Here is a 23,949-nt window from a genome sequence, read left to right as displayed (position 1 = left end):
CCTGCGGGCCTTCCCCGCCTCTTGGTCTCTTGTTCCCGGTCAGGCCCTGCGGGCCTTCCCCGCCTCTTGCCTATTCCCCGGCCTCGGCCTGGCCGCCGGCCAGCCTCTGCCGCTCCGCTTCGCCGTAATCGATGGTCGGGCCGCGCTCGGCCCGGATCCGCTCGCGAAGCCGGACCGGCACCGCGAGCCCGTCGGTGACCTCGACGTCGATCGCATAGGCGTCGAGGATGATCCGCGCATCGTCCTGTTCCTTGCCGTAGGCGAGGGCGTCGTCCAGCTCCTCGTCGTCGAGGATTCGCGCCTCGGCGATGTCGAGGGCCCAGCCGCCATTCGGGTCGAGGAAGACGACCAGCCCGCTATCCAGGCGATTCGCGGTGACGACTTTCGCGGGGCCCGATGTTGCCGCCTTGAACATGTCGCGCGCTCCTATGCGGCCATGGCGGCGAGCGGCGCCGGCTCGGCATCGATCGCGCCCTCGGCCACCACGTCGCCGATGATGAAGAGGACCGGACCGGTCAGCTCCGGCTGGCTTGCGATCGAAACCAGTTCGTCGAGCCGTCCCGCATAGGCCCGCCGGTCGGCACGCGATGCGTTCTCGATGACGGCGACCGGCGTTGACGCCGCAAGCCCCGCCTCGACCAATTGAGCGGCGACCCGGGCGGCGACCGAGCGGCCCATATAGACCGCGACCGTCGCGCCCTGCAGCGCGATCCCGGCCCAACCCGGCAGCGTCTCGCCGTCGGCATCGTGGCCGGTGGCGAAGACCAGCGACGAGGAGGTCTCCCTCAGCGTCAGCGGAATCTCGGCTTCCGCCGCCGCCGCGAAGGCGGCGGTGATGCCCGGCACGATATCGAAGGAAATGCCCGCCGCCCTCAGCGCCGCCATCTCCTCGCCCGCGCGACCGAAGATCAGCGGGTCGCCGGACTTCAGCCGCACGACGCGATTGCCGCTCTGCGCCTCATGGACGAGGATCGCATTGATCTCCGATTGGCTCTTGGCGTGGCGGCCCTTGGCCTTGCCGACGTAGATGCGGCGCGCGTCCCGGCGGCCCTGGGCGACGATCGCCTCGGGCACCAGCCGGTCATGGACGATCACGTCGGCCTCCTGCAGTGCCCGCTGCGCCCGCAGCGTCAGGAGGTCCTCCGCGCCCGGTCCGGCGCCGACCAGCGAGACATGGCCGGCGAGGTTGGGACCGATCTCGAGCATCTTCAGCGCTTCGCCTTCCGCCTCGTCGATGCGCCCGGCGAAGACGTGCTCGGAGACGGTGCCGGAAAAGAACCGCGCCCAGAAGCGGCGCCGGTCGGTCGCCGTCGCAAGCGTCTTGGTCACGCCACCCCGAAGCTTGTCGGCGAGCCGCGCGAGGTCGCCGAAGGCCGGCGCGAGCAGGGCCTCGATCCGCGCCCGGACGTGGCGGGAAAGCACCGGGGCGACCCCTTCGCTGCCGACCGCCACGGCGAGCGGCGCGCGGTTGACCAGCGCCGGGGTGTAGAAGTCGCAGAGCTCCGGCCGGTCGACGACGTTGATCGGCACCCCCGCCTCGCGGGCAAGCGCCCGGATGGCGCCGTCGGTTTCCTCCGAGCCGGTCGCGGCAAAGACCAGTGCCGCGCCGTCGAGGTCCCCGACGCCCGGCAGCCGCGCCTGCCAGTCGCCATGGGCGGCGATCAGGTCGACGCCGGTGCGCGTCTCCAGCGCCTCGGCGAAGACGACGATCGTGGCCTTGGTCTCGGCCAGCAGCCGGATCTTGGCCGCGGCCTCCTCGCCGCCGCCAACCACCACCACGCGTCGCCCCTCGACCTTGTGGAAGGCGGGGAAGACCCCGAGTTTCCGCTTATCTTCCGGCATCCTGTTCTCCACGACGAACGGCCCGGCCGCGAAAACGGCGCGAGCCATGTCCCGTGAACAGATTTAGTGAATAGCGGCGTGGCGAACGAAGCCGCCGGTTCCAATCTCGGCGCTGGCGGGAGAAAAAGATTTCAGCCAGCGCCGCCAGATCGGTTGGAACCCCCCGGACGGTGGTTTCCGGCGGTCAGGTCCGCCTGCGCTTATAGGCGACGCCCTTGGCGTCGAAGACGTGCAGGTCCTCCGTCGGCGCCGTCAGGCCGACGCTCTCGCCCTTCTTGACCAGCGAGATGCCCTCGAGCTTGGCGACGATCGGCGCTTCGGGGTCTCCGCAATTGACGTAGAGGAGGGTCACCTCGCCGAGCTTCTCGACGATGTCGACGGTCCCCTCGAAGATGGCGTCGCCGCCGTCGGTAACGGTCAGGTCTTCCGGACGAACGCCGAACGTACCATTGGCCCCTTTGGCGCTCTCCGGCACATCCGCGTTGAGTTCGACCGAGCGCCCCGAATCGAGCTTTACGGATGGCTGCGAGCCGCCCTGTTCGATGACGCACGGAACCGTGTTCATGGACGGCGACCCGATGAACTTGGCGACGAACAGATTGGCCGGATCGAGATAGAGCTCCATCGGTCCGCCGACCTGCTCGACCGTGCCGAAATTGAGGACCACGATCTTGTCGGCGAGCGTCATCGCTTCGACCTGATCGTGGGTCACATAGATCATCGTTGTGTCGGGCATGCTCTCATGGAGCTTGTTGATCTCGATGCGGGTGGCGACGCGCAGGGCGGCATCGAGGTTGGACAGCGGTTCGTCGAAGAGGAAGACGCGCGGGTCGCGCACGATGGCGCGGCCGATCGCGACGCGCTGCCGCTGCCCGCCGGAGAGCTGCTTGGGCAGACGGTCGAGATATGGCGTGATCTGCAGGATTTCCGCGGCGGCGCGCACCCGCTGTTCGACCTCCTGCTTGCCACCGCCGCCCAACCGCATGCCGAAGGCCATGTTGTCGTAGACGGTCATGTGCGGATAGAGCGCGTAGGACTGGAACACCATGGCGATTCCGCGCTCCGACGGCGGCAGGTCGTTGACCGTCCGTCCGTCGATCTGCAGCGTCCCCGAGGTGATGTCCTCGAGCCCGGCGATGAGGCGAAGCAGCGTGGATTTCCCGCAGCCCGACGGCCCGACGAAGACGATGAGCTCGCCCGACTGGATGTTCAGGTCGACACCCTTGATCACTTCGACTGCGCCGAAGGCCTTGCGGACCTGACTTAAGGTTAGATCGGCCATCCTGTCTTTCTCCTTCAGGCCATGCCGCCGTCTGTGGCGTTCAGCCCTTGACGCCGCCGGCGGTTAGGCCGGAGATGATCTTGCGCTGGAAGATGAGGACCAGCACGACAAGCGGCACCGTGACGATCACCGAGGCCGCCATGATATTCCCCCACGGCACCTCGAATTCCGATGCGCCGGAAATCAGGGCGATCGCCACCGGGACCGTGCGCTGCACGTCATTCGATATGAAGGTCAGCGCGAAGAGGAACTCGTTCCAGGCCGCGATGAAGGCGAGCAGCCCCGTCGTCACCAGCGCCGGCCACATCAACGGCATGAAGACCTTGGTCACGATCGTCCAGGGCTTGGCGCCGTCGACGATCGCCGCTTCCTCGATCTCGATCGGCAGGTCGCGCATGAAGGTGGTCAGCACCCACACCGTGAAGGGCAGGGTGAAGATCATGTAGGAGAAGACCAGCGAGAGCAGCGAGTTGTAGATGCCCATCCCGCGGATCATCTCGAACAGGCCGGCGAGCACCGCGATCTGCGGGAACATCGACACCGAGAGGATGGTCAGGAGCAGCAGCGAACGGCCGCGAAAGCGGACCCGGGCAAGCGCGAAGGCGGCGGTGATCGCCAGCAGCAGCGAGATGGCCACGACCGCCGTCGAGACGATGACCGAGTTGAGGAAGTTGCGCGGGAAGTTGCCCGTGGTCAGCACCGAGATGTAGTTGGCGAGGGAGATCACCTTCGGCCAGTAGTCGACCTCGAACAGCGCGGTGCCGGATTTGAAGGAGGTGACGATCGCGTAATAGAACGGGAAGATCGCGATCACCGCGATGACCAGCACCAGCACGTAGAAGAGGAGATTCTTGATCAGCTTCATCGCTCAGCGTCCCCCGTCGAAGCTGACCCGGCCGGCCCAGATATAGAGGATGGTGATGATCGCGATGGTCAGGAACAACAGCGTCGACGCGGCCGAGCCGTAGGCGAACTTGTCGAACTCGAAGAGGTTCTGTCGCGCGTATACCGACATCGAGGTCGTCTGCGCGTTGTTGGGCGTCAGCACGTAGATCAGGTCGAAGATCCGCATCGAGTCGAGGCCGCGGAAGATCACCGCCACCATGAGGGCGGGCCGCACCAGCGGCAGCGTCACCCTCCAGAAGACCTTGATCGGATTGACGCCGTCGATGCGGGCCGCTTCGTAGATGTCACCGGGGATCATCTGCAGGCCGGCGAGGATCAGCAGCGCCATGAACGGCGTCGTCTTCCAGATGTCGACGATGATCACCGCCGCCATCGCCGTGTCGGCGGACGCGGTCCAGGCGATCGGCGTCGAGATCAGCCCGAGGCTCAGCCCGATGTCGTTGAGGATGCCGAACTGGTCGTGCATCATCCACGCCCACATCTTTGCCGAGACGATCGTCGGAATGGCCCAGGGGATCAGGATGGCGGCGCGCATGAAGCCGCGTCCGCGGAAATTGGCATTCAGCACCAGCGCGACGATCATCCCGAGGATGGTCTCGAAGACCACCGAGACCACCGTGAAGAAGAGGGTGTTGCGAACCGCGTTCCACCACGTCGGGTCGGCGAGCAGGCCGTAATACTCGCCGGTACCGTCGCCATAATCGACATATTCGAGGAAATTCCGGAAGCCGATCCACCGCGCCCCGGCGAGGTCGTCCAGGGACGCGTCGGTAAAGCCGAAATAGATCGTCTTGAGGAGCGGCCAGAGCGCAACCGCCGCCAGCACCGCAAGCATCGGTGTCAGAAACAGCCAGGCCGCCCGCTTGCGCTGCCTGGATAGCTGAGATTCGCGCTTCATCCCCCTGGCCCCGCCTTTTTTGTCGATGCCTCGGGCCCTCCCGTCAGGAGGAAGGCTACAATGCATCGACCAGCATTATCGGGCAAGCCGGCTAAGCCGGCGATGCACCATCGGCGGTGGATAGGCGCCACCGCCGACGGGTTTCGTCGCAGGCGCCTACCAGGCGGAGCCCTTGAGGCGCTTCAGCTTCGCTTCGAGCTTCTTGAGGTTGTCCGCCGCCGAGCCGTCACCGGAAAGAGTGGCATGGACGGCCGTCCAGAACTCGGTCGACACCTCGTTATACTTCTTCTGGGTCGGGGCCGACGGCCGCGGCACGGCGTTGAGGAAGACCTCCTTCCACCGCGGGATGATCGGCTGCTTCTCCATGATATCCGGATCCTCGTAGAGCGACTGGATCGTCGGCAGGCGTGAGGACTGGAGGGCGAGGTATTTCTGCATGTCCTTGGAAGCGAGGAACTTGACCAGTTCGATCGCTTCGTCGGGATGGGCCGAATACTTGGAGACGGCGAGATTCCATCCGCCGAGCGTGGAGGCCGGACGGGAACCGCTCGGGCCAACCGGCAGGGTGCTCACGTCGAACTTGTCCTTCACGGCCGAGTCCGCGCTGTTGCCAAGCGAATAGGCGTAGGGCCAATTGCGCATGAAGACCGCATTGCCGGTCTGCCAGACGCCGCGCGAATCCTCTTCCTTGTAGGCGAGCACGCCTTCCGGGGCGATCGTGCCGACCCAGCCCTTGGCCATCTCGATGGCTTCCGCGGCCTTCGGGTTGTTGATCGAGATCGATCCGTCCGGCTCGACGATCTGGCCGCCGCCGTTTGACATCACCCATTCGAGCGCGTCGCAGGTCAGCCCCTCATAGGCCGATCCCTGGAAGACGAAGCCGTACAGGCCCGTGTTGCCGGCACCATGCTCCGCGTCCATGATCTCCTGGGCTGTCGCGGTCAGTTCCGCCCATGTCGTCGGGACGTCCTTTCCATACTTCTCGAGCAGGTCGGTCCGGTAGTAGAGCGCCGGAGCGTCGGTGAAATACGGCATGGCGACGAGCTTGCCGTTCACCGTCTGCGACTCGACGATCGCAGGGAAGTGATCGCCGATGACGTCCTTCGTCGCCTCGGTCAGGTCGACGAACTGGTTGGCGAGCTGCGGGGCCCAGATGACGTCGGTCCGGTAGACGTCGATGTCGGGATTCTCGGCCGCGAGCCACAACTTGTACTGACCGAACTGGTCGGAGGTCGATGGCGGCATCGAGACGATCGACACCTTGTTGCCGCTCGCCTTCTCGAACTCGTCGAGCTGGTAGCGGAGGGTCTGAAGGTCGTCGCCGACGGCACCGGAAACGATCGCAAGGTCCGCCGCCGCGGCCTGGCCGGCCGTTAGCGCGAATCCTGCGGTGAATGCGAGTAGGGCGTTGCGAAGCTTCATTGCGGTTTCCTCCCTGAAAGCTTCAAACACGGCGCGGAAGGACTCGTCGACGGGCCGGCGCCGGGCTGGCGCGCGGATCGTCCATGTCTCCTCCCTCCAAACGCTCCAGAAGCCAAAAATCCAAAGCGCTTTGGACAAATATCGCCGACAACACCGGAGCGTGTCAAGTTGCGCGGGCCGGGGCGCATGGGAGGGCATTCCCGCGGGCGCAGGGTAATCCCAACAGAATCAATGGTTCTCGCTCTGCGGGAGGACGGTGGCGGCCGGCGCCGATGACACGCCTTGCGGGGCGGAGACGCCATCGGCGGCGCGGCCACTTGCATCGTGATTTGAAAGCGCTTTGAATGTCGGATTCGGAGGAACGCCGAATTGATCAAGCTGAAGGATCTGGCCAGGCAGCTCGGGCTGTCGCCGACGACGGTGAGCCGCGCGCTGAACGGCTATCCGGAGGTCAACGAGAAGACCCGGCAGCGGGTGCTGGAGACCGCAAGGCGGCTCGACTACCGGCCAAACGCCAGCGCCCGCCGGCTGGCGACCGGCCGTGCCGGCGCGATCGGCGCCGTCTTCCCGTCCAACCGCAACCTTCTCGTCGACCCGCATTTCGTCGAGTTTCTTGCCGGCATCGGCGAGCGACTCATTGAGGACGAGATCGACATCGTGCTGTCGCCGACCTCCGGCGATGACGAGCTGGCGAGCTACCGGCGCATGGCGGGCGGGACACGGGTCGATGCCATCATCCTGTCGAGCCCGGTGGTCGGCGACCTGCGCGTGCCGCTGCTGATGGAGCTCGGTTGCCCCTTCGTCGTTCACGGCCGCACTCAGAGTGACGCCCAGCATGCCTGGCTCGACATCGACAACGAGGGCGGCTTCCGGCATGCCACCAAACACCTTCTCGATCTCGGTCACCAACGCATTGCGCTGATCAACGGCGATTCGCGCTTCAGCTATGCGGTGTATCGCGAGCGCGGCTATCGCAGCGCGCTGGAAGCCCGCGCCATCCAGGCGGATCCCCGGCTGATGGCCAGCGGCACGATGACCGACGAGGTCGGCTACCGGGCAACCGAGCGCTTCCTCGCCGAGGCGCAGCCGCCGACCGCGATTGTCGTCGGCAGCATGATGCTGGCGCTCGGCGCCTTCCGCGCGCTGCGCAGCGCCGGCCTCGTGCTGGGCCAGGACGTCTCGATCATTGCCCATGACGACGTCTTCCCCTTTCTCAATCCGGATCGGATGGTGCCGCCCATGTCGACCACCCGGTCGCCGATCCGCGCCGCCGGCACGCGGGTCGCCGAGATGGCGATCGATCTCCTGACCGGCCGCTCGCCCGGCACGCTCCAGGAGCTCTGGCCGGTCGACCTGATCATTCGCGGCTCGACCGGGCCGGCCCCCGGCCGTTGACCGGTTGCCGCATGGGTTGACGCGTCGCCGCGCTTGCCACACAAGCGCGGCGGGCTCCGGCACTCGCCGGACGCGACGGGAAGGGATATTCGGCAGGCATGACTTCAAACGACCAGGCCGCTCTCATCGCGGTTGACTGGGGCACCAGCCGGCTCCGCGCGATGCTGCTCTCGGCCGGCGGCGCGGTGCTTGCCGAAGCCGGCAGCGACGACGGCATCGGAAAGGTCGCGGCCGGCACCCATGAAGCGGCGTTCGAGCGATTGGTCGCCGAATGGCCCGCGGTTCCGGCGATCATGGCGGGGATGATCGGCAGCCGTCAGGGCTGGCGGGAGGCGCCCTATGTCGCCTGCCCGGCAACCCCGGCCGCGATCGCCGCCGGCATCCTGCGCTTCGAGACGGCGAAGGGCCGGCCGGTCGCCATCGTCCCCGGCGTCATGGTCCGCTCCCCGGACCGCGACGGCGATGTCATTCGCGGCGAAGAGACCCAGATGGTCGGCCTGCTCGAGCGCCCCGGCGGCTATCGGGGCCTCGCCATCCTCCCCGGCACCCATTCGAAATGGGCGACGATCGGCGAGGGGGCGATCGCCGACTTCCAGACCTTCCTGACCGGCGAGCTGTTTCACCTGCTGGCGCATCAGTCCTTCCTTCGCCATTCCGTGACGGGGGAGGATGGCGACCTCGCGACGTCGCCGGATTTCGCGCTCGGTGTCCGCCGTATGGTCGTCGAGGGGCTCCCCTTTCTCGCCGCCGTCTTCTCGGTGCGCGCCCGATACCTTCTCGACGATGTCGACCTCCACGCCAACCGCGCCTATCTCTCCGGCATTGTCATCGGCGGCGAGATCGCCGCGGCCAGGTCCGCCGGCCGCCTCCAGGACGGCACGGCGATCGGCATCGTCGGCGCGCGCTCGCTGGCGCGCGCCTACCACCGGGCCTTCGAGGTCGCCGGCTTCGCGACCGGGACCCTCGATGGCGGCGAGATGGTCCTTGCCGGGCTCGTGTCGCTCGCCCGCGGGATAGGCTTCCTGCCCGGAGAGAGCCGATGACGAGGGATGTTTTCGCCGGTCATCTGCCGCTTGTCGCGATCCTCCGCGGCATCCGGCCCGAAGAGGCGGAGGCCGTGCTCGAGGCGCTGATTGCGGCCGGCATCGGCGTGCTCGAGGTGCCGCTCAATTCGCCCGATCCGCTCGACAGCATCGCGATCATGGCGCGGCAGGCGGGGGACCGCGCCATCGTCGGTGCCGGAACGGTGCTGGCGGTCGAGCAGGTGGAGGCGGTGGCCGCCGCGGGCGGAAGGATCATCGTCTCGCCGAACCGTGACGACGCGGTGATCCGCGCCACGAAGGCCGCGGGCCTCGCCTCCTTTCCGGGTGTCTTTACCGCCACCGAGGCCTTCGGCGCGATCGCGGCCGGGGCCGACGCCCTGAAGTTCTTTCCTGGCGATATCCTCGGTCCGGCCGGCATCAGGGCGATGCGCGCGGTCCTGCCGCCGGACCTGCCGCTCCTTGCCGTCGGCGGCGTCGATGCATCGACTATCGGCGATTATCTCGCGGCCGGCGTGGCGGGCTTCGGAATCGGCTCCAGCCTCTTCAAGCCGGGCATGACCGCCGATGACGTCGCCGCGCGGGCGGCCGGAATGGTCGCCGCATACCGGGCATGCGTCGCCGCCTGACCGGCCGGCTGGCTTCTTTTTCGCGCATGCCTGTCTAGGCTCGGGGTTCATCGTCCGATCCGGCAGATGACGGTCGCGGCGATGCGGATCGCCGGCATGCTGCCGTCCGTCAATAGACAATTCGTCGATTGCCCGGGCGCGTTGTCGATGACGCGACAGCGGCGGGTTGCGAAACCCGACACGGTAGCCTGTCCGGCATTTCAGCCTTTTTCACGACGATAGCCGCCAACTGGGAATAGACTTCGCGTTGACGCAAATCTGGAGGACAACACTCCATGCTGACCATCTGGGGCGGACTGAAGTCCAACAATGTCCAGAAAGTCGTTTGGGCGGTTGAGGAACTCGGTGTCGACTATGACCTTGTCCCGGCGGGCATGGAGCATGGCGGGACAAGGACGCCGGACTTCAGGATGCTCAACCCCAATGGCTTGGTGCCGGTTATTGACGACGGCGGCTTCATATTGTGGGAATCGAACGCGATCGTTCGCTATCTTGGCGCCAGATATGGCGATGCATTCTTCTATCCGGCCGATCTTCAGGAGCGTGCCCTTGCGGATCGGTGGATGGATTGGGCGAACCTTCAATTCTATTCGGCCTTGCGTCCCGCCTTCCAGCAGCTTGTCCGTATCGAAAGGCCGAGGCGCGATCTTGGTCAAATCGACGAGTCGCTGGCGAAGACGGAAACCTATGTGGCAATCCTGGACCGGCATCTGGCGGACAAGGAGTTCGCCAATGGCGCGCATTTTTCGATGGCCGACATATGCCTTGCCGTCATCGCCCATCGATGGATGGGGCTGCCTGTCGACAGAACGGCGCGGCCACATCTTGAGCGCTGGATTCGAACGGTTCGCGAGCGCGAGGCAGCGAAGAAGATATTGGTCCTGCCATTGAGGTAGCGGCGCCCGTTCGTGAGTCGAAAGCTGAAACGCACCCCGGGCGGCAGTGAAGGGGCCGTTCCCGAAAAAGGAGGATCGGCCATGGCCGGTATTCATCACGTCACCGCCATCGCGGGGAGGGCGAGCCGCAATCTCGATTTCTACACCCGTGTCCTCGGTCTCCGGCTGGTCAAGAAGACCGTCAACTTCGACGATCCGCTGACCTGGCATCTCTATTTCGGCGACGAGGCCGGCAACCCTGGCACGATCCTGACCTTCTTCCCCTGGGAGCATGCGGCCCCCGGCCGGCGCGGCGTCGGCGAGACCAGCGAGACCGCCTTCCGGGTTCCGGCCGTGTCGATCGGCCACTGGCTCCACCGCTTCATCGAGCACGGCGTGTCGCATGATGCGCCGGCGAAGCGTTTCGGCGAGCCGGTGCTGCGTTTCACCGATCCCGACGGCACCAGCCTCGCCCTGGTCGGCGTCGCCGGTGCGGAGGCGGAGGCCGCCCGGACCGGCGGAGGCATCCCGGCGGAGCATGCGATCCGTGGCTTCCATGGCGTCACGCTGATGCTCGGCGAGGCTGCGCCCACCGCGGCGATCCTCACCGATGTGCTTGGCTTCGTCGCCGCCGGCCGCGAAGGCGGCATCCACCGCTTCCGCGCCGAGGGGGCGAAAGCCGGCGGCATTGTCGATATCCACGAGGTCGGCGGCTTCCTCGCCGGCCGCTCGGGACGCGGCTCGGTGCATCACGTCGCGTTCCGCGCCGCCGACGATGAGGCCCAGTCCGCGATGGCGGAGCGGCTTGCCGACGAATTCCGCCTCTGGCCGACGGAGCAGAAGGACCGGAAATATTTCCGCTCCGTCTATTTCCGCGAGCCGGGTGGCGTGCTTTTCGAGATCGCGACCGATCTGCCCGGTTTCGCCGTCGACGAAGCGCCGGAGGCGCTGGGTTCCGCGCTCCAGCTTCCGTCCTTCCTCGAGCCCGACCGGGCGGGGATCGTAGCGGCGCTGGTGCCGCTCGAACCGGAGCCCGCCGGCGAAGACGCCTCCTGAATGGCGATCCGCCTTTCCGTCCGGCTCTGCCTCTCGGCATTTTCGCCGGCTCGTGACATAGTCCGGCCCGGCGGATGGCAGGGAGGTCGCCGACGGTATGACGAGCATTTTCGACGAGGGCCTTGAGCGCAACGCGGCGAATTTCGTCCCGCTTTCACCGGTGAGCTTTGTCGAGCGCAGCGCCGAGATATTCGGCGACCGCACGGCGATCATCCACGGGCGCCGGCGATACGACTGGGCGGTGACGCGCGATCGCTCGGCCCGGCTCGCTGCCGCGCTGCGGAGCCTCGGTGTCGGGCGGAACAGCACCGTCAGCACCATGCTCTCCAACACGCCGGAGATGCTCGAGGCCCATTACGCGCTTCCCGCGCTCGGTGCCGTCGTCAACGCCCTCAATACCCGCCTCGATGCGGCGCTGCTCGCCTTCCAGATGAATCACTGCGAGGCATCGGTTCTCATCACCGATACCGAGTTCTCGCCGGTCGTCGCCGAGGCGCTCCGCATCCTCGAGCGCGAGCACGGCCGCGGGCTCATCGTCATCGACGTCTGCGACAGCGAATATGACGGTCCCGGCGAGCGGCTCGGCGCCCACGAATACGAGGCCCTGCTCGCCGCCCATGAACCGCTTGACGCCCTCGAGGGCCCGGCTGACGAATGGGATGCGATTGCCGTCAGCTACACCTCCGGCACCACCGGCGCGCCGAAGGGCGTCGTCACCAGCCACCGCGGCGCCTATCTCAACGCGGTCGCCAATGCCGTTACCTGGGCGATGCCGAATTTCGCGGTCTATCTCTGGACCCTGCCGATGTTCCACTGCAGCGGCTGGTGCTTCCCCTGGACCATGGCGCTCCTCGGCGGCACCCATGTCTGTCTGCGCAAGGTCGAGGCCGCGGCCATCTTCGCCGCGATCCGCGACCACAAGGCCGACCACTATTGCGGCGCGCCGATCGTCCACACCATGCTGATCAACGCCGATCCGTCGCTGCGCGAGGGCATCGGCCATCGCGTCAAGGGCATGGTCGCCGCCGCCTCGCCCTCCGCCGCGATGATCGAGGGCATGGCGAGGATGGGCTTCGATATCACCCATGTCTACGGCCTCACCGAGGTCTATGGTCCCGCCTCGGTCTGCGTGAAGCGTCCGGAATGGGAGCGCGAGCCGCTCGCCGAGCAGGTCCGCCTCAACGGCCGCCAGGGGGCGCGCTATCCGCTCCAGGAGGGGATGTCGGTGCGCGATCCGGAGACGATGGAGCCGCTCGCCGCCGACGGCGCGACGATGGGCGAGATCATGTTCCGCGGCAACATCACCATGAAGGGCTATCTGAAGAATCGCGAGGCGACCGAGGCCGCCTTCCGGGGCGGCTGGTTCCACAGCGGCGACCTCGCGGTGATCGACGACAGCCACTACGTCAAGATCAAGGATCGCAGCAAGGACGTCATCATCTCCGGCGGCGAGAACATCTCCTCGATCGAGATCGAGGACGTCCTCTATCGCCATCGCGCGGTCGCGGCCTGCGCCGTGGTGGCGATGCCCGATCCGAAATGGGGCGAGACGCCGCTCGCCTTCGTCGAGCTCCGGCCCGATGAGGCGGTCGGTGCCGACGAGCTGATCGCCCATTGCCGCCTCCATCTCGCCGGCTTCAAGCTGCCGCGCGCCATCCGCTTCGAACCCATCCCGAAGACCGCGACCGGCAAGATCCAGAAGCATTTGCTCCGTGACCGGGCACAGTCCGCGAGCGCCATCGATCCGGCCGGCTGACGCCGCCGAAAGGAGACTTCCCATGTCCGAAACAGATCAACCCATCGTCCTCGCCGAGCGCGACGCGCGCGGCGTCGTCCGGCTGACGCTCAACCGTCCCAGGGCCTTCAACGCACTCTCCGAGGCGATGCTCGCCGCCCTGCGGGCCGAGCTCGAGCGCGTCGCCAGTGACGGGGAGGCGCGGGTCGTGGTCATCGCCGGGGCGGGCCGGGCCTTCTGCGCCGGCCATGATCTCAAGGAGATGCGCGCCTCGCCCTCGCAGGGCTATTACGAGACGCTCTTCGCCGACTGCACCGCGACCATGCTCGCCATCCAGCGCCTGCCGGTCCCGGTGATCGCCCGCGTCCACGGCATCGCCACCGCCGCCGGCTGCCAGCTCGTCGCCATGTGCGACCTTGCGGTCGCGGCCGACGACGCCCGCTTCGCCGTCAGCGGCGTCAACTACGGCCTCTTCTGCTCGACGCCGAGCGTCGCGCTCTCCCGCAACGTCCTGCGCAAGCAGGCGATGGAGATGCTGCTGACCGGCGATTTCATCGACGCGGCGGAGGCGCGGGCGCGCGGTCTCGTCAACCGCGTCGCTCCGCTCGAAAGCCTCGACGGCGAGGTCGATGCCCTGATCGGCCGCATCATCGAGAAGCCCCGCGTCGCCGTCGCCATCGGCAAGGAGCAGTTCTATCGCCAGATCGAGACCGGCATCGCCGAGGCCTATGCGATCGCCGGCGAGGCGATGGCCTGCAACATGATGGACGAGGCGGCGCTGGAAGGCGTCCAGGCCTTCATCGACAAGCGTCCGCCGGCCTGGAAGCGGTCGGCCTGATCGCCGCGCTCGTCGCCCCTCCGCCAGGGTTCGCCGCCCAATTTGAAACAAGTTCGTTCGTCGGAGAGATAGATTTCTTCAACACGAAAATCTTCGTTCGATTGCCTTGAATTGTTTTTCACTCCCTTCCGATTGTCTTTCTTTTCGGTTCCGTGCAGGATGAATATTCCATCGCGTACGAAAGCTTGAACGTCGACTGGCCGGGCCAGTTGAAATTCGGAGGTAGTCGCCATGGCAGCAAAACGCCGCGCTTCGGCTCGCCGTTCTTCATCCGATACAGCAAAAGTCACTGAGGTCTTTGCCCGCGGCGTGAAGTCGATCGCCAAGGCAGCGCAGAAGAAGTCGACCTCGGCCGCCGTGCTTTCCGAAGTCGGTTTCGGCCTGCAGGACCTGTCCAGGCAGGTCGCGGCCTTCGATGGCACCAATGTCGGCCTCCTCGACACCTTCGCCACCAGCACGCTGGCGGCCGCCGATGTCGCGAAGGCGGCCGTCCGCAAGGCCCTGTCCGATGAGGACGCCTTTGGCCTCGGTATCGACCTCGCCTCGGCGCTGATGGAGATCAGCGATTCCCTGGTGGTCGCCGCCAACAGCCTGCGGCTTCCGTGTTCTCACGGCGATGAGGGGGCGGATCGCGACGCCCTCCTGGCCGAGATCGCCTCCGCCCAGGACGAGGCCGGCGAGATAGCGCATCGTTTCTTTCTCGATGCACTTTCCGTCGAGGCGGCGATCGGCGTGGCCGTGACCGACCGCGCATTCACCTGGCCGGACAATGCCCTGCGGGCGGCGTCGTGTTGCGGGGGACGAAGGTCGCGGAGCGGGGCCGGATCGAGCTCCGCCGCGGCGGTCATCCGCGAGAGCGTCGACATTGCCGCGCTCAAACGGTCGGCGGAGACGTCCGGCGAACGCGCGGCCGAGCTTGCCGGCGGCCTGCTCAGGATGGCGATCGTCATGCAGACGATCGCGCTGGCGTGGATCTCCCCCTGTTCGTCGGCTTGTACCGCCGGAAACTGGCAGATGGTCATTGGCACGTCGGGGACGCGAAACGTCAACGGACAGGCCCAGCCTTACTTCACCTATGACTGGAACTACTGCTGCCAGAACAAGTGCCTCTGGTTCTGGACCGACGAGTTCTGGCAGCCGGCCGGAACCACGAGTCACGATCTTGGCAACGCGTTTCCGGCGAACCGCCAGGCCGCCGCCGCGAGGCTCGCGGCGCGGGGATTGCGGGCGGCGTTCAATGCCTGGACCGGGCAGGCCGGAGGCGTGACCCGGGTGCTTGGCCGCAACATCGTGCCGGCGGTGACGCCGCCGGCGGTGCCGGCCTGCTGAGGCCGCGCCACCGGCTAGCCGCGCTTCAATTCGTCCGCCAGAAGGTCGAAGACGAAGCGCACCCGCCTGCTGGTGCCGACCTCGCGATGGGTGGTCAGCCACATCGGGATCGGCACCGGATCGATTTCCGGGAAGGCGCGCCGGACGGTCGGCTCGTTGTCGCCGACATCCTCGGTCATCACCCCGATCCCGGCGCCCTGCTTCACCAGTTGCCACTGGACGAGCTGGTTCTCGGTGACGATGGGGAAGTGATCCTGCGTCAGGTCGAGCCCCAGCCCCTTGAGGTAGCCGATCAGCGCGTCGGTGCGGTCCCAGCCGATGAACGCGACGTCCGTCAGGTCGTCGGAGGCCGACGGGTTGCCGATCGCGTCGAGATAGGCGGCATTTCCATAGAGCCGGCCGCGGTCGTCGCGGACATGCCTTGCGATCAGCTCGGGCTGCGCCGGCCGGAAGCTGCGGATCGCGATATCGGCCTCGCGGCGCAGCAGGTCGCTCGCCGTGTTGGTCGCGACGATCTCGATCGTGATCCCCGGTTCCACCTGCCTCAGCTTGGCGATGATCGGCGGCATCAGGAAGGCGGAATAGACCTCGCTCGCCGAGATGCTGATCGGCCCTTCAAGCGTCTGCGACCGGCCTGAGGCGGTGAGCGACATGCGGCTCGCCGCCTCGCCCATCACCTTGACATGCTCGACCAGATCGAGCCCGTTCGGCGTCAGCTGAAGCCCGCGGCCGACCCGCTCGAAGAGGACGACGCCGAGTTCCCTCTGCAGCGCCTCGATCTGCCGGCCGAGCGTCGGCTGGGCGAGGCCGAGCGCCCGCGCCGCCGCCGACAGCGAGCCTTCCTCGGCGGTGACGAGAAAGGCTCGCGCCCGGTTCCAGTCGAATTTGACCATACGCCAATCCATGCATTTTTGCATATCAAATGGAGAAAATTGGTCAATTCAATTACGGGAAACGCATGGATATATCATTGCCCGTGAACGGGATCGACCTATCAGCAAGCGGGACACACGACGATGAAAGCGGCTGTCTACAGGACGTATGGCTCCCCCGACGTCATTCGGATCACCGAGGTGGCGCGGCCGGAGGTTGCCGACAATCAGGTGCTGGTCGAGGTCCGGGCGACGACGGTCACCACCGCCGACTGGCGCATGCGGGCGTCCGCCTTTCCCGGCATCCTGTGGCTGCCGGGCCGGCTGATGGTCGGGCTCTTCGCGCCCGGGAAGCCGGTCCTCGGCGCCGAGTTCTCGGGCCGCGTCGCCGTGGTGGGGAGCAAGGTCACCCGCTTCCAGGTCGGCGACGAGGTCTTCGGCTTTGCCGGCGACGGCGCCCATGCCGAATATCTCGCGGTCGGCGAGGATGCGGCGATCGCCCTGAAGCCCGCGGGGCTTTCCCATGACGAGGCCGCGGCCGTTCCCTTCGGCGGGCTCGCCGCGCTCGTCTTCCTCCGCGACTTCGCCAGGGTGACGCCGGGCCGGAAGGTGCTGGTCGCCGGCGCCTCGGGCGGGGTCGGCGTCTTCGCCGTCCAGCTCGCCCGCCACCTCGGCGCCGAGGTCACCGCGGTCACCAGCACCCGCAATCTCGATCTCGTAAGGTCGCTCGGCGCCGACCATGTCGTCGACTATACCCGCGAGGACTACACCGGGGCGGGTCCGGTCCACGACGTCATCATCGACACCGCCGGCACCACCAGCTTCGGCCAGGCGAAGAAGGCGCTCGCGCCAAGGGGTGTCTACGTCCCGCTCGAATTCGGGCTGACCGAGATATTCCGGTCGCTGACGACCGCGATGACCGGCGGCCGCAAGGTGGTGATCGGCATCAACGGCGACCGCCGCGAGGACCTGGAATACCTCGCCGGCCTTCTGGAGCGCGGCGACCTCCGCCCGGTGATCGATTCCCGCTTCCCCCTCGATCGCATTGCGGACGCCCACCGCCGCGTCGAAGGCCGCCACAAGACCGGCAGCGTCGTCGTCACCGTCGAGCCGCCGGAAGCGCTCCGCCTCGTTGCCTGATTGGCCGGCACGCCCGTTGGCAGGCCCGGCTTGCATCGCCACCGTCCTCCCGCCAAAGTGTTGGGTGTTCGCCCGCGCGGGAGGATGCGATCGGCGGCGGAGCGGCGCGCCATCGACGGCTTGGAGCATCGACGACGCTCCGGTTGAGGAGGAATCATGGCCAGTTTTTCGAGCAACGTCGCGGCCAATACGACCGCCAAGGGCAGCCAGGACACCGGATCGATCTTCCCGGCCGGACCGCGGGAGGCGGGGCAGTTCGTTCACACGGAACTCAGCTACGACATCAAGGCCTACAACTACTACGTAACCTTCACAGGCAATTTCATTCTGCAGCAGGGCATCCCCGTCGGCGGGACGGTCGACCAGATCGTCACCGGGGCCGGTCTGTCGCCGGTCGGCCTTCGGATCCCCGACCAGACATTCACCGCGGAACCGGGAGAGGTTTACGGCATCACCGCCCTGATCGACGCCTTTGACGATCCGGAAGCGTATTTTTCGTTCCTTTTCCGTCATGACGATACGATCCACGGGTCGCCCTTCGACGACCGGCTCGCCGGCTACAACGGCGACGACCAGGTCTATGGAGGCGACGGGCGCGACAAGCTCTACGGCAACAAGGGCAAGGACGGGCTCGATGGCGGGGCCGATAACGACAAGCTCTGGGGCGGAAAATCCAGGGACAAGTTCTACTTCGGCGAGGGCTACGACAAGGACAAGGCGATGGACGTCGAGAAGAACAAGGACAAGTTCGTCATCGACACCGCACTGGCCTCCAGATTCGGACAGGTGAAAAAGGCGGCGCACGAGACCGGGAACAAGCTGGTCCTGGACTTCGGCGACGGCGACAAGCTCGTCATCAAGAAGTTCGAGCTCAAGGACCTGCACAAGTCGATGGTCGAATTCGACGATTTCAGCATCTAGTGGTGTGACTCAGGCACGTCGAACCCTCGCGCGCGGCTCACGCAGTGGCGGCGAGGACCGCCGTTTCCCGAAGGTACCGCCGGTTCATCGTGGATCGCGGACGCGAAGCTACGGTCGTGGCCGCCCCTGTCCAGAGGTCGCTCCAGAGTCCGATGACCGCAGCGAGTTCATGCCCTTCGGCGGCCGCCGTGACCGGGTCCGGATCGATCTCCGCTCTTGACAAAACGGCTTCCTGGACATGGTTCGCGGGACAAGACCCCGTCTTCCTGCCTCCTTCCCTGCTACCGCAGAAAAGCCGGCGCGGCCGGCGCCATGGCCGGGTGCTGGCCGCCCGCAAGCTGCCTCCGTCTCCCTCTCTCGCGGGAGTTGGGTCGGTTCGACCTTTGACGCGACGGAGGTTCCCCGGGGTTCTTGATGAACGCGGTTCGTGATAGACTTCCTGCTCTGTGCCTCAATGTCAGATTGGGGACGTCATGTTCAGACCAACGCTTTACGCGATCGGCCTTTCGCTGTGCGTACCGGCTCTCGCAGGGCCGTTGCACGATGCGGCGGGGAATGGTGACGTTGAGATGGTGCGGGAACTTGTCGCCGAAGGGGTCGATGTAAACCAGGTGGATACGATGGTCGGCACGCCGCTGACCAAGGCGGCGATGGCCGGCGAGGCCGAGGCAGTGCGCGTGCTGATCGAGGCCGGGGCGGACGTTAATCTCAAGGGCGGCATGATCGGGCTGACACCGCTGCAAGCGGCAGTCTATTCGAGCCCGGAGGTAACCGGGATGCTGCTGGATGCCGGGGCCGACGTCGCGGTGCGGGACGGGTCCGGTAACACGCTGCTGCACCTGGCGGCCGAAGGCGGCCAAATGGAGATCGTGAAGTTGCTGCTGGCGTTTGGCGCCGACGTATCGGCGACGAACAACCAGGGACGGGAGCCGATCGAGTTCGCCGGGGCATCAGCGCATTTCGAGGTGGTCGACTTGCTGCTCGAGAATGGAGCCCTGCCGCCGGTGCCGATCGAGCCGGTGAGCGGCCTGTTGGCGACGGCCGATCCCGAGCGCGGCCAGGTGCTGTACCGCGACCGCGGTTGCTTGCGTTGTCACGATGCCTCGGCGGACGGACATGACAAAGACGAAGGGCCGAATTTGTGGGGCATCGTGGGCCGTGCCAAGGCATCGGGTACCTTCCTCTACAGTGACGCATTGCAGCGCGTCGGCGGGGTCTGGAGCTATGAAGACCTGAACGCCTGGCTCTACGAACCGAAGCGGTTCGCGCCGGGCAACAAGATGAATCTCAGGCACCTGGCGATCGTGGGCTCACAGGGTACGCCCGAGGTTCAGGACCGCGCCGACCTCATCGCGTTCCTGCGGCTTCGGAGCGACGATCCTGTGCCCCTGCCCTGAGCTTTGTTCGCCGACCGACGGCGATGTCGGGGCCATCGGGCCGGAGGCCGTGAAAAGATCGGGCCGGCACGACCGGCGAGGTGTGGGCGCCGCCTTCCAGACAAGCGCAGTGGGCCATTCGGCGAGCCCATGATTTCGAACATCGCTTTGCGCGCATTCTTAGGATTGCCGCGGGAATGGAACACGCCGCGCTGCGGGCGTCGCTCGGTCGGCTTCGCGAAGAACCCTTGACGGCGTTCAGCCAGGAGCAGGTCGTCGGGACGAAATGGAAGGTCCAACGCGGATGCCGTTCGCACCAGGCACGGACCTTTGCGTCCTTGTGCTCCCTCAAGCCCGAGGGGGGAACTGACAACGAACCTGCCTGCCGGCAAGTTGTCCGGCCCGCGGCACGTCTCCGTATGACGACAGGAGGTTTCGACTCGAGGACGGGAGGCCTTAGTTGTCGGAAAAATCGTCCAACCGATACTTGACGGTCCTGCTGATTATTCTCCCGTCAGCCCCGATGATTCCGACCCCCAATCCGAAAAACATACTGATATCGACTATTTCAATTCCGGTTTTCACCGCGGTGATTTTCTGGTCAATTTGAATGACCGAAGCCTCGTCGGGATCGCTGACGCCGGGAATGGGAATTTGGCCTCCCCTGAATCGACGGAACATTGCAGAAAACTTCAGAGGCCCCCCCGAGATCGGCTCGATTTCCAGGGAGGTCGATTCAATTTTCTCCTTCAGGAACCACGCGGTCGGTATGACCAGCCCGCTTCCCCAGGTCATCGTCGCGCCCTGGATCAATGATTTCTTGAACTTCAGCGTGAGGCCGTCCGCGTCGTATTCGCGAGACAGCGTGTGTTCGAGCGGTTCCTCGCCGGTTGCCTCAATGTGAACCTGGATTTCGTTCTCGATCGGGATGGAAGACTTGCAGACGGCGGTGACAGACGTATTGGCTTGGTCGGTCAGTCTCCATGTTCGCCCGGGCTTCATGCCGGGGCCGTAATTCTTTCCTTCGAGACAGAAGTAGAAAGGAGAAATGACCCCTAAAGTGCCATCGTCGCGGGTCAGGATGTGAGCATGTGGGTCAGCCATGGCGCTGTTTCCTTGCTCAAAGTCTCCGAATTCGATTGGACCTCGTGAATTTCAATTGAAAGCCTATCGCTTAACTTCGGAAGAGTCGACCGGGCGGGCCCCTCCCTTGCGGCGGGCAGCGCCGCAAGGCGCCTTGTGGCTTCGCGGATTGGCGAGACCGCGCCCTACACCGTCAGGTGGCCGCGCACCTTTTCCGGGTCCATCTCGTCGCGGGTGCCGGAGAGCACGATCTGGCCCCGGTCCATCACCGCGAAGGTGTCGGCGAGCGCGTGGACGAAGTCGAAATACTGCTCGACCAGCAGGATCGCGATGGTCCCCTGGTCGCGCAGCCATTCGATCGCCCGGCCGATATCCTTGATGATCGAGGGCTGGATGCCCTCTGTCGGCTCGTCGAGGACGAGGAGGCGCGGCCGCGTCACCAGCGCCCGGGCGATGGCGAGCTGCTGCTGCTGCCCGCCGGACAGGTCGCCGCCGCGGCGGCGCAGCATCGATTCCAGCACCGGGAAGAGGTCGAAGACGTCGCGCGGGATGGTCCTTTCGCTGCGCTTCAGCGGCGCGAAGCCGGTCTCGAGATTTTCCTTCACCGTTAAGAGCGGAAAGATGTCGCGGCCCTGCGGCACATAGGCGATGCCGAGCCGGGCGCGGTCATGCGGCGCCATCCGGGCGAGCGGCTTGCCGTCGAGGAGGATCTCTCCGCCGGCGATTGGCTGCTCGCCGACAACGGCGCGCAGGAAGGATGTCTTGCCGACGCCGTTGCGGCCCATCAGCGCCGAGACCTTGCCGGCCTCGGCCGAGATCGACACGTCCCACAGCGCCTGGGCGGCGCCATAGAAGAGGTCGACATTCTTCGCCTGGAGGATCGGCTCGCCGCCGGTCGAAGCGGCGGGCGCCGGCGCGCTCGTCGCCGCAGTCGTCGCGCCGGGTGGCGTGGTTCCGGCCGGCGGGGTGGGGTCGGTCTGGATGCTCATCGTCCGAGATAAACCTCGATCACTCGCGGGTCCTCCGAGACATGGTCGATCGTCCCCTCGGAAAGCACCGAGCCTTCGTGGAGGACAGTGACCTTGACGCCGAGCGCGCGCACGAAGGTCATGTCGTGCTCGACGACGACGACCGATTTCTCCCGGGCGATCTCCCTGAGAAGGTCGGCGGTCGCCTCGGTCTCGGCGTCGGTCATCCCGGCGGCGGGTTCGTCGACGAGCAGCAGCTTGGGCTCCTGGGCGAGCAGCATGCCGATTTCGAGCCATTGCTTCTGCCCGTGGCTGAGATTGGCGGCCGGAACGTCGCGGAGGCCACCGAGCCGGATGATGCCGAGCAACTCCTCGATCCGCTCCCGCTCCCTGGCGCCGCTGATCCGGAAGAGTGCCGACCGGGTGTTGCGTCGGCCGGCAAGCGCCAGCTCGAGGTTGTCCCATACCGTATGCTGCTGGAAGACCGTCGGCTTCTGGAACTTGCGGCCGATGCCGAGCTCGGCGATCGCCGCCTCGTCCATCCGGGTGAGGTCGACGTCGCCGTCGAACAGGATGGTGCCGCTGTCCGGCCGCGTCTTGCCGGTGACCACATCCATCATCGTCGTCTTGCCGGCGCCGTTCGGGCCGATGATCGCGCGCATCTCGCCCGCCTCGATCACCAGCGACAACTCGTTCAGCGCCTTGAAGCCGTCGAAGGAGACGGAGACGCCGTCGAGATAGAGGAGCGTTTCGGATTCCGGTCCGGCCATCCGCCTACTCCGCTGGTTCGGTATTGAGACGGCCGCCCGGGGGGCCGTCCGCGGCCGCCGGCGACATGCCCGCTTCCGCCTCGGCCGATGCCCGCCGCTGTTTCAGGGCGTCCCATTGGCCGGCAATCGTCCCGACGATGCCCTTGGGCAGGAACAGCGTCACCCCGATGAACAGCCCGCCAAGGGCGAAGAGCCAGTAGGGGGCAAGCGCGCCGGTGGTGAACCAGCTCTTGGCGAAGTTGACGACGATCGCCCCGACGATCGGCCCGACCAGCAGCCCGCGCCCGCCGACCGCGACCCAGATGACGACCTCGATCGAATTGGCCGGCTCGAATTCGCCGGGGTTGATGATGCCGACCTGCGGAACGTAGAGCGCGCCTGCGACCCCGGCCATGCAGGCCGACAGGGTCCAGACCAGAAGCTTATAATGTTCAACGCGATAGCCGAGGAATCGGGTCCTGCTTTCGGCGTCGCGGATCGCCACCAGCACCTTGCCGAAGCGTGACGCGATGATCGCCTTGCAGATGATGTAGGCGACGATCAGCGCGATCGCCGAGGCGGCGAACAGGGCCGCCCGGGTCTCCGGCGCCTGGATGTTGAAGCCGAGGATGTCCTTGAAGTCGGTGAGGCCGTTATTGCCGCCGAAGCCAAGGTTGTTGCGGAAGAAGCCGAGCATCAGCGCGAAGGTCATCGCCTGGGTGATGATCGACAGATAGACGCCGGTGACGCGGCTGCGGAAGGCGAACCAGCCGAAGACGAATGCCAGTATCCCCGGCACCAGGATCACCATCAGCATGGCGTAGGGGAAGGACTGGAAGCCGTACCAGGCGATCGGCAATTCCTTCCAGTTCAGGAAGACCATGAAGTCGGGCAGGATCGGATCGCCATAGACGCCGCGGCTGCCGATCTGGCGCATCAGGTACATGCCCATCGCGTAGCCGCCGAGCGCGAAGAAGGCGGCGTGGCCGAGCGAGAGGATGCCGCAATAGCCCCAGATAAGACCGACCGACAGGGCAAGCAGCGCATAGGTCAGGTACTTGCCCATCAGCGGCACGGCGTAGCTCGGGATATGGAACGGGTTCGTCGGCGAGGTGTAGAGGCTGAGCACCGGCACGATGATCGCAGCCGCGACGAGCAGCAGGATCACGATCACCGCGCTGCGGTCGAAGCCGTTCTTGAAGAAGGTGCCGATCATGCTTCGATCGCCCGGCCCCGCAGCGCGAACAGGCCGCGCGGGCGCTTCTGGATGAAGAGGATGATGAAGACGAGCACCAGGATCTTGCCGAGCACGGCGCCGGCATAGGGCTCGAGGAACTTGTTGGCGATGCCGAGGGTGAAGGCGCCGACGAGAGTCCCCCACAGGTTTCCGACCCCGCCGAACACCACGACCATGAACGAATCGATGATGTAGCTCTGGCCGAGGTTGGGGCTGACATTGTCGATCTGCGACAGCGCCACGCCGGCCATCCCGGCGATGCCCGAGCCGAGACCGAAGGTGAGCGCGTCGACCCAGGGCGTGCGGATGCCCATGGCGCTCGCCATCGGCCGGTTCTGCGTCACCGCCCGCATCTG

Annotated in this window: 23 protein-coding genes and 1 pseudogene; 11 read left to right on the top strand and 13 right to left on the bottom strand. The window is 66.2% G+C overall.

Annotated features, from left to right (window positions below):
• Nucleotides 1–70: 70 nt before the first annotated feature.
• The 6 genes from KDJ86_RS04650 to KDJ86_RS04625 form a co-directional block, all read right to left on the bottom strand.
• Nucleotides 71–415, bottom strand: coding sequence for a DUF2849 domain-containing protein (locus KDJ86_RS04650; protein ID WP_291743524.1), 345 nt, complete (start codon nucleotides 413–415; stop codon nucleotides 71–73).
• An 11-nt stretch (nucleotides 416–426) separates the two neighbouring features.
• Nucleotides 427–1,842, bottom strand: a complete 1,416-nt coding sequence (gene cysG / locus KDJ86_RS04645) for a siroheme synthase CysG (RefSeq protein WP_291743523.1) — start codon at nucleotides 1,840–1,842, stop codon at nucleotides 427–429.
• A 184-nt stretch (nucleotides 1,843–2,026) separates the two neighbouring features.
• Nucleotides 2,027–3,124 carry an ABC transporter ATP-binding protein gene (locus KDJ86_RS04640; RefSeq protein WP_291743521.1) on the bottom strand — a complete coding sequence of 366 codons (1,098 nt, stop codon included), beginning with the start codon at nucleotides 3,122–3,124 and terminating at the stop codon, nucleotides 2,027–2,029.
• Between the two features lie 40 nt (nucleotides 3,125–3,164).
• Nucleotides 3,165–3,989, bottom strand: coding sequence for a carbohydrate ABC transporter permease (locus tag KDJ86_RS04635; protein ID WP_291743519.1), 825 nt, complete (start codon nucleotides 3,987–3,989; stop codon nucleotides 3,165–3,167).
• 3 nt (nucleotides 3,990–3,992) lie between these two features.
• Nucleotides 3,993–4,928, bottom strand: a complete 936-nt coding sequence (locus KDJ86_RS04630) for a carbohydrate ABC transporter permease (RefSeq protein ID WP_291743516.1) — start codon at nucleotides 4,926–4,928, stop codon at nucleotides 3,993–3,995.
• A gap of 156 nt (nucleotides 4,929–5,084) precedes the next feature.
• Complete coding sequence (locus KDJ86_RS04625) at nucleotides 5,085–6,350, bottom strand: ABC transporter substrate-binding protein (RefSeq protein ID WP_291743514.1); 1,266 nt, start codon at nucleotides 6,348–6,350, stop codon at nucleotides 5,085–5,087.
• Between the two features lie 372 nt (nucleotides 6,351–6,722).
• On the opposite strand from KDJ86_RS04625, the gene KDJ86_RS04620 reads away from it, so the two are divergent.
• The 8 genes from KDJ86_RS04620 (at nucleotide 6,723) to KDJ86_RS04585 (ending at nucleotide 15,247) form a co-directional block, all read left to right on the top strand.
• Nucleotides 6,723–7,745: a substrate-binding domain-containing protein gene (locus KDJ86_RS04620; protein ID WP_291743537.1), complete on the top strand. Its 1,023-nt coding sequence runs from the start codon at nucleotides 6,723–6,725 to the stop codon at nucleotides 7,743–7,745.
• Nucleotides 7,746–7,843: 98 nt separating this feature from the next.
• Nucleotides 7,844–8,788 (top strand): 2-dehydro-3-deoxygalactonokinase, encoded by a 945-nt coding sequence (locus KDJ86_RS04615; RefSeq protein WP_291743512.1) that lies wholly within the window; start codon nucleotides 7,844–7,846, stop codon nucleotides 8,786–8,788.
• Nucleotides 8,785–9,414, top strand: a complete 630-nt coding sequence (locus tag KDJ86_RS04610) for a 2-dehydro-3-deoxy-6-phosphogalactonate aldolase (RefSeq protein WP_291743511.1) — start codon at nucleotides 8,785–8,787, stop codon at nucleotides 9,412–9,414. Before KDJ86_RS04615 ends, KDJ86_RS04610 begins: the two co-directional genes overlap by 4 nt.
• A 275-nt stretch (nucleotides 9,415–9,689) precedes the next feature.
• Nucleotides 9,690–10,310 carry a glutathione S-transferase family protein gene (locus KDJ86_RS04605; protein ID WP_291743509.1) on the top strand — a complete coding sequence of 207 codons (621 nt, stop codon included), beginning with the start codon at nucleotides 9,690–9,692 and terminating at the stop codon, nucleotides 10,308–10,310.
• 81 nt (nucleotides 10,311–10,391) lie between these two features.
• Nucleotides 10,392–11,345, top strand: coding sequence for a ring-cleaving dioxygenase (locus tag KDJ86_RS04600; protein ID WP_291743507.1), 954 nt, complete (start codon nucleotides 10,392–10,394; stop codon nucleotides 11,343–11,345).
• A 97-nt stretch (nucleotides 11,346–11,442) separates the two neighbouring features.
• Nucleotides 11,443–13,101, top strand: a complete 1,659-nt coding sequence (locus KDJ86_RS04595) for an acyl-CoA synthetase (RefSeq protein ID WP_291743504.1) — start codon at nucleotides 11,443–11,445, stop codon at nucleotides 13,099–13,101.
• Nucleotides 13,102–13,123: 22 nt separating this feature from the next.
• Nucleotides 13,124–13,918, top strand: a complete 795-nt coding sequence (locus tag KDJ86_RS04590; protein WP_291743503.1) for an enoyl-CoA hydratase — start codon at nucleotides 13,124–13,126, stop codon at nucleotides 13,916–13,918.
• 309 nt (nucleotides 13,919–14,227) lie between these two features.
• On the top strand, nucleotides 14,228–15,247 hold the full coding sequence (locus tag KDJ86_RS04585) for a hypothetical protein (protein WP_291743500.1): 1,020 nt from the start codon (nucleotides 14,228–14,230) through the stop codon (nucleotides 15,245–15,247).
• A 14-nt stretch (nucleotides 15,248–15,261) separates the two neighbouring features.
• On the opposite strand, the gene KDJ86_RS04580 is transcribed toward KDJ86_RS04585, so the two are convergent.
• Nucleotides 15,262–16,140, bottom strand: coding sequence for a LysR family transcriptional regulator (locus tag KDJ86_RS04580; RefSeq protein ID WP_291743498.1), 879 nt, complete (start codon nucleotides 16,138–16,140; stop codon nucleotides 15,262–15,264).
• Nucleotides 16,141–16,263: 123 nt separating this feature from the next.
• On the opposite strand from KDJ86_RS04580, the gene KDJ86_RS04575 reads away from it, so the two are divergent.
• The 3 genes from KDJ86_RS04575 (at nucleotide 16,264) to KDJ86_RS04565 (ending at nucleotide 19,577) form a co-directional block, all read left to right on the top strand.
• The gene (locus KDJ86_RS04575) at nucleotides 16,264–17,259 is read left to right on the top strand and encodes an NAD(P)-dependent alcohol dehydrogenase (protein WP_291743495.1); all 996 of its coding nucleotides are present in this window, start codon (nucleotides 16,264–16,266) and stop codon (nucleotides 17,257–17,259) included.
• Nucleotides 17,260–17,415: 156 nt separating this feature from the next.
• Entirely contained in the window at nucleotides 17,416–18,180 is a 765-nt protein-coding gene (locus KDJ86_RS04570; protein ID WP_291743494.1) for a calcium-binding protein, read from the top strand.
• Nucleotides 18,181–18,653: 473 nt separating this feature from the next.
• Entirely contained in the window at nucleotides 18,654–19,577 is a 924-nt protein-coding gene (locus KDJ86_RS04565; protein WP_291743492.1) for an ankyrin repeat domain-containing protein, read from the top strand.
• Nucleotides 19,578–19,750: 173 nt separating this feature from the next.
• Here KDJ86_RS04565 and KDJ86_RS04560 read toward each other — a convergent pair.
• From KDJ86_RS04560 to KDJ86_RS04535, 6 genes and pseudogenes are all read right to left on the bottom strand, one after another.
• A pseudogene (locus tag KDJ86_RS04560) lies at nucleotides 19,751–19,899 on the bottom strand (IS630 family transposase); the annotation flags it as partial.
• 113 nt (nucleotides 19,900–20,012) lie between these two features.
• Nucleotides 20,013–20,660 carry a hypothetical protein gene (locus KDJ86_RS04555; RefSeq protein ID WP_291743489.1) on the bottom strand — a complete coding sequence of 216 codons (648 nt, stop codon included), beginning with the start codon at nucleotides 20,658–20,660 and terminating at the stop codon, nucleotides 20,013–20,015.
• A 164-nt stretch (nucleotides 20,661–20,824) separates the two neighbouring features.
• A complete protein-coding gene (urtE, locus tag KDJ86_RS04550; RefSeq protein WP_291743536.1) occupies nucleotides 20,825–21,520 on the bottom strand; it encodes an urea ABC transporter ATP-binding subunit UrtE in 696 nt (231 codons plus the stop codon).
• A 104-nt stretch (nucleotides 21,521–21,624) separates the two neighbouring features.
• Nucleotides 21,625–22,377 (bottom strand): urea ABC transporter ATP-binding protein UrtD, encoded by a 753-nt coding sequence (gene urtD, locus KDJ86_RS04545; RefSeq protein ID WP_291743485.1) that lies wholly within the window; start codon nucleotides 22,375–22,377, stop codon nucleotides 21,625–21,627.
• Between the two features lie 4 nt (nucleotides 22,378–22,381).
• Nucleotides 22,382–23,572, bottom strand: coding sequence for an urea ABC transporter permease subunit UrtC (gene urtC, locus KDJ86_RS04540; protein ID WP_291743483.1), 1,191 nt, complete (start codon nucleotides 23,570–23,572; stop codon nucleotides 22,382–22,384).
• A partial coding sequence (locus tag KDJ86_RS04535; RefSeq protein WP_521085256.1) for an ABC transporter permease subunit occupies nucleotides 23,569–23,949 on the bottom strand: 381 nt, incomplete at its 5' end. The genes KDJ86_RS04535 and urtC, both read right to left, overlap by 4 nt.

It is taken from the genome of Bauldia sp., from assembly GCF_020442045.1.
Taxonomy (GTDB): domain Bacteria; phylum Pseudomonadota; class Alphaproteobacteria; order Rhizobiales; family Kaistiaceae; genus Bauldia.
This window is presented reverse-complemented; position numbering and strand designations above follow the sequence as displayed.